This is a genomic window from Mesorhizobium sp. M5C.F.Ca.IN.020.32.2.1 (assembly GCF_004023105.1).
GTDB lineage: Bacteria > Pseudomonadota > Alphaproteobacteria > Rhizobiales > Rhizobiaceae > Mesorhizobium > Mesorhizobium wenxiniae.
This window is the reverse complement of the sequence record NZ_RZSX01000624.1, coordinates 1-3919: the sequence shown is the minus strand read 5'-3', so window position 1 is coordinate 3919 and position 3919 is coordinate 1. Positions and strand designations below refer to the sequence as shown.

General features: G+C 63.8%; 4 protein-coding genes. 2 read left to right on the top strand and 2 right to left on the bottom strand.

What is annotated here, in order from left to right; genetic code table 11:
• A partial coding sequence (locus EOA86_RS25695) for an FAD/NAD(P)-binding oxidoreductase (RefSeq protein WP_128344253.1) occupies window positions 1-1249 on the top strand: 1249 nt, incomplete at its 5' end.
• Between the two features lie 140 nt (window positions 1250-1389).
• Here EOA86_RS25695 and EOA86_RS25690 read toward each other — a convergent pair.
• The gene (locus tag EOA86_RS25690) at window positions 1390-1797 is read right to left on the bottom strand and encodes a hypothetical protein (RefSeq protein ID WP_128344251.1); all 408 of its coding nucleotides are present in this window, start codon (window positions 1795-1797) and stop codon (window positions 1390-1392) included.
• A gap of 116 nt (window positions 1798-1913) precedes the next feature.
• On the opposite strand from EOA86_RS25690, the gene EOA86_RS25685 reads away from it, so the two are divergent.
• The gene (locus EOA86_RS25685; RefSeq protein ID WP_128344249.1) at window positions 1914-2339 is read left to right on the top strand and encodes a MarR family winged helix-turn-helix transcriptional regulator; all 426 of its coding nucleotides are present in this window, start codon (window positions 1914-1916) and stop codon (window positions 2337-2339) included.
• Between the two features lie 319 nt (window positions 2340-2658).
• Here EOA86_RS25685 and EOA86_RS25675 read toward each other — a convergent pair.
• Window positions 2659-3919 (bottom strand): bifunctional diguanylate cyclase/phosphodiesterase (locus EOA86_RS25675; protein WP_164891979.1); only part of this gene is annotated, 1261 nt, incomplete at its 5' end.

Genomic DNA, 3919 nt, shown 5'->3' with positions numbered 1-3919 from the left:
GACCAGGGTCATCCCGGTGACCGGCATGCGCTCGTCGCCGCATCTCGACTTCGCCGGTGAGGTCAGGGCGGCGACGAAATTCCCGACCTTCCATGCGGCGCGGATTGCCGATGTCGCCACCGCGCGTCACGCCATCGCCACCGGCAAGCTCGACATGGTCGGCATGACCCGCGCCCACATCGCCGATCCGCACATCGTTCGGAAAGTGATGGAGGGCCGCGAGCACGAGATCCGCCCTTGCGTCGGCGCCACTTACTGCCTCGACCGCATCTATGAAGGCGGCGAGGCGCTGTGCATCCACAACGCGGCAACCGGCCGGGAGGCTGATATCCCGCACATCATCCCCAGGACCGAGGGACCGAAGCGAAACGTGATCGTCGTCGGCGCTGGGGCCGGCGGGCTGGAGGCGGCGCGTGTCGCTGCCGAGCGCGGACACCAGGTCACGGTGCTGGAAGCGTCGAGCCAGGCCGGCGGCCAGGTGCGGCTGGCGACACAGAATTCGCGCCGCAAGGAACTGATCGGCATCATCGACTGGCGGCTGGCCGAACTCGACCGGCTCGGCGTCGAGATCCGCTATGACACCTGGGCGGAGAAGGACGATGTTCTGGCGCTGTCGCCCGACGTAGTGGTGGTAGCCACCGGCGGCCTGCCCCAGAACCCGCCGCTGGCGGCGGGCGACAATCTCGTCACGTCGAGCTGGGATATCATGGCCGGCAGCGTCAAGCCGGCCGAAAACGTGCTACTCTATGACGACAATGGCGGCCATCAAGGCATGGGAGCCGCCGAGCTGATCGCGGGCAGCGGCGCAAGGCTGGAGCTTGTTTCGCCCGAACGCTTCTTCGCCCCGGAAATGGGCGGCATGAATCACGTGCCGTATATGCGCGCCTTCCACGAGAAGGGCGTCACCATCACTATAAACACACGGCTGCGCTCGGTACGGCGCGAGGGCAATCAACTGGTTGCGGAGCTCGGCTCAGACTTCGCCGACGGCTGGCGCGGCGAGCGGCGGGTCGATCAGGTGGTGGTCGAGCACGGCACGCTGCCGCTCGATGACCTCTATCTCGCACTGAAACCGCTGTCGAAGAATGGCGGCGCGGTCGACTACGAGCGGCTGGTCAATGGCGGCGACATTTTTCCGGCGCGCAATCAGCAAGGCGGTTTCGTGCTCTTCCGCATCGGCGATGCGGTCGCCTCGCGCAACATCCACGCCGCAATCTACGACGGCATCAGGTTTGGATTGCGGATCTGACGATCGTCACCGCTCGATGGTGGCGCGCAGCCGAACGTCCGCACGGAGAGCGATCAGGCACGTCGGTCCGATCTGCGCGCCATCCGCCGCCGGCTTGCGGCCGGAAATCGTACGATCTTGTCAATTGCGGCGGGCCCCGCTCAGAACAATCTGGCGGTAGCCATACAAAGTACGGTGATGACCAGCAGCCCACCAGCGATGCGTTCGCCCCTTGTCATTTTCGCGCGCAGCTGGGTTTCCGTGGCCGCGTCAGTGCCGGCGAGCTGCCTGCTGGCAGAGCCGACCAGCGCGCCCTGGACGCCCGCGGCAATCAGGGCTGTGGCGATACCCAGGGCCAGAACCATTTCCATCGAACCGAAATAGCCGCCGTGGAAGAAATACCAGAGGAGGGCGCCGGTCAGGAAAACCATGCCGGCCGCTCGCATTTGCGGCCGGAAAAACCGTTCGATCCGAATCTCCGGATCGCGGGCGACAGCGATGGTCGTTCCAGCCCAGAACACACCGGCCAATACATGAAGGCCGAGGACGATGATGTAGACATACTGCATGACCGCATTTCCTCCTTTCCCCACGCTCACCATAAGGTTAGATATCTAATGATTAGGTGTCAATGTGTAAGCGTGGGCCAGTTCCATCGGCCTTTCCCTTGCTCTAGTGTCGGATCATGACGCCTTTTGATCGCCCGCCAATCGGGATGAATCTCGCCCGCACCGCAAAGCTTGTCGCACAGGCCTTCGACGCCGCCTTGGTCGAGGCTGGCGGCACGCTACCGGTCTGGGTCACTCTGTTGTCGATCAAGTCGCGCCAACTGGCCAACCAGCGCGAGCTCGCCGGCATGATCGGAATCCAAGGCGCGACGCTGACCCACCATCTGAACGCGATGGAGATGCAAGGCCTGCTGACCCGGCGCCGCGATCCGGAAAACCGCCGCGTCCACCAGGTTGAACTGACCGAAGCGGGAGAGGCGCTGTTCCTGAAATTGCGCACGGCAGCCCTCGCCTTCGACAGGCGGCTGCGGACCGGGTTGTCCGACGAGAGGCTGGCGGAGTTCGCGGAGGTCCTGGCGGCGCTGCGGGCGAATGTCGATTGATCCCAAACTGCCGAACGCATTGTTTCAGTGGCCCAAGGAAAGAGGGTTCTTCCCTTCGATTTGCGCGCCGCACATGCCGCCGGCCATCCTTGATCGGGCAAGGGCGCATCGGCCAGGGTTCGAAGACATAGCGATCGCCGCGACGGCCGAGGTCCACGGTTTGACGATACTGACGGACAGCGAGCGTCATTTTGCACCGCTCGGGGTGCCGATGCTCAATCCGCTGAAGACTTTGCCACCATTGCGACAGTCGGCGGCACCTTAGCCGGACTCACCCGTCAGGCCGCCATTTCCGAAGCGGCATGTCAGGGCTGGCGCCTTAAGCCAACCTTCCCTGCAGCACCGTTAGCCTGGCTCTCTTCGGCGCCCGCGCGACCAGCCATTGGCGTGCCTTGTCCTGCGGCATCGGGAAGGCGATGGAATAGCCCTGCACCTGGTCGCAGCCGATCGCCATCAGCGAATCGAGCTCGGCCTCGGTTTCTGCGCCCTCGGCGACGATCGAGATGCCGAGGCCGCGGGCGAGTTCGGTGATGGCTCGCACGATCTTGGTGTTGTCGCCGTTCTCATTGATGTTCTGGACGAAGCGGCGATCGATCTTCAGCCGGTCGATCTCGTTCGGGTTGACGTGGCTGAGCGAGGCGTAGCCGGTGCCGAAATCGTCGAGTTCGAGATGAACACCGGCGGCGCGGATGTGCCGCAGCTTTGCCGCGATGCCGGTCTTCTCGTCGTCGAGAATGACGGATTCGACGATTTCGAGCGAAAGTCTTTGTGGCGGCAGGCCGGCCTTTTCCAGCGTATCGAAGAGGAAGGCGTCGAAATCGGGCTCACGCAATTCGCTGCCGGATACGTTGACCGCGAGCCGTCCGAAGGCGACGCCGGCGCGGTTCCACTCGGCCGCATTGTCATCGCCAAGGCAATCAGCGAGGCGGCCGATCGCAGGCATGAGTCCGCATTTCTCGGCGACGGGAATGAATTCGCCCGGAGCGATCATGCCGCGCTCGGCATGTTCCCAGCGAACCAGCGCCTCGATGCCGCCGATCGTACCGTTCGACAACGAAACCTGTGGCTGGAAATAGACCTGGAACGCCTTCTCCGCGATTGCGATCCTAATGTCATGCTCGAGCTGCTTGCGGTAATCGAGTTCATGCCGCAATTCCTCGGAGAAGAATGAGAGACTGCCACTCTGCTTCTTGGCGGAGTGGAGCGCGAGGTCGGCATGGACGAGCAGATCTTGCGCATTGTCGGCGTCGACCGGATAGACGGCGACGCCGGCGCTGGCGCCTGGAAGGATGGTCGTGCCCTGAAAGACGATCGGTTCGTTGATCTGCGTCAGGACGCGCCTGGCGACCATGTTGATGTCCTCGGTGCCGCCGGCACCATTGAGGATCATTACGAACTCGTCGCTGCCGAGACGCACGCAGAGATCCGATGCCCGGCAGGAATCGCGCATGCGCTGCGCCGTCACCACCAGCACATAGTCGCCGGCGGCGTGGCCAAGCGTGTCGTTGATCTGCTTGAACCGGTCGAGGTCGAGGTGGACCGCCGCAAGCCGCTCTCGCCGACGCTGTGCACCCTTGATC